The organism is Nocardia elegans NBRC 108235 (assembly GCF_001612845.1).
In the GTDB taxonomy this organism is placed as follows: Bacteria; Actinomycetota; Actinomycetes; order Mycobacteriales; family Mycobacteriaceae; genus Nocardia; species Nocardia nova.
Genome location: NZ_BDBF01000110.1, coordinates 1 through 1,527, shown reverse-complemented (window position 1 = coordinate 1,527; position 1,527 = coordinate 1). Strand labels below are relative to the sequence as shown.

1 pseudogene is annotated in these 1,527 nt (G+C 72.1%); it reads left to right on the top strand.

The features are described from left to right. Positions 1–1,224, top strand: a pseudogene (locus NE2_RS36520) (hypothetical protein); the annotation flags it as partial. Between the last annotated feature and the right edge of the window lie 303 nt (positions 1,225–1,527).

The window sequence follows — 1,527 nt, the reverse complement described above, 5'->3', positions numbered from 1 at the left end:
GACGACCGATCGGCGCAGCAGCCACCGACCGGCGCCACGGGACGCTACGATCTGCCGCCGGTACCGGTCGTCACGCCGTTCGCCGCCGCGGTGGCCGCGGCCAAGGACAAGGAGGCCGAGCCGGCCTACGTGGTGGGCGATGCGGTCGACAACGACCTCCTGGTCGCGCGCACCTTGCTGGCGGCGGTTCTGGCCGCCGCGGATACGCCGGCGGTGGGAATGCACTGGGCGGTCGGCGTGATGCGCGGGCCGGCCGGGGCGGGGGTGTTCATCACCTCGAACGAGGGCCGGGGCTGGTTGCCGGCGGGGATCTATCTCCCTCGGGAGGTGTCGACGCCGTGGCTGTGGGACGAGATGCTCGACGACGGCTCAGGCAGTGCCGCCTCGCCCTGGGAGGGGATCTCGGACCCGGCCCGGGTGCTGGTCGAATTCGGATTGGCATGGGGCCCGAAGGCCAACGCGTCGCTGGTGGCCCTGGCCTCGTCCGCCTCGATCGACGGTGAGTTGCGGGCACGGTTCCCCGATATCGCGATGGCGGATCTGGTCGGCCCGGCCTACGATGTCGACCTCCGGGTACACACCCCGGACACGGTCGATCGGCTCGATCTGGCCGGATCGCCGGACGCCGCCGGTCCCATTGCGGCGGTACCGGATTCACGCGCGTACGCCCGTTGCCTCGAGTTGGCGACCGAGGCCCACACCAAGCTGGTCCGCAGCGGGACGGCCGCGGCTGATTCCGCCGAGTCCCGTCGCATCCGCGATCGCATCCTCGCCGTTCTGGAGGCCGGGCAGGAGGTGTCGCCGCAATGGTGGGAACAACTGCGCGAGGCCGACGACCTGCTCGCGGCGGCAATGCTTTCGCGGCGCGTGGACGTCGCCCGGGTGGCGCCGGGTGACCTTCGCATCGACGAGGAGGGAGCGACGTTGCGTGCCATGGTCTTCGAACGTCGCTGCAACGAACTCCTGCTGGTGCTCGCCGGTGAACCCGGCCGGCAACAACTGCGCGACGCGGCTTACGCCTATGACCAGATCGTGAATCATCCGCAATTCGTGGAGGTTCCGGCGGCGGTTACGGCCGCCGAGCCCACGACGGTGGACCGCCCGGTCACCGTGTCCGGGCCGGTATCGGCTCCGAGTGTCGCCGCCGGCCCGCCGCGCGGGGCGGCGGTCGTGCCGCCGGTGGTGGCACCGCCGGTGGTCACCCCACCGTCCGAGCAGTCGTAGGCGCGGGCCGGTCCGGACGGTTTCGCCCGGACCGGCCTGCTGTCGGCCTGTCGATGAAAGTGACTGCGGCCCAGGTGATCCCGGAATATTCGGGCATGGGGAGGCGCGCATGATCGGCCCGGCCGGTGTGCGCACAGTAGTGCGCCGGGGATGCCTGGGTCAGGCGGGTGCGCCCGGAATACCGCCCCCCGAGGGGGCAGTAACGGCGGGCGCGGACGTGCCTGGTGGTGTGGTCGCCGGCGCGACCGTGGCCGGTGCGGTGCCGTCGGCCGGCGGCGGAGTGATCACGGCCGGATCGGCGGT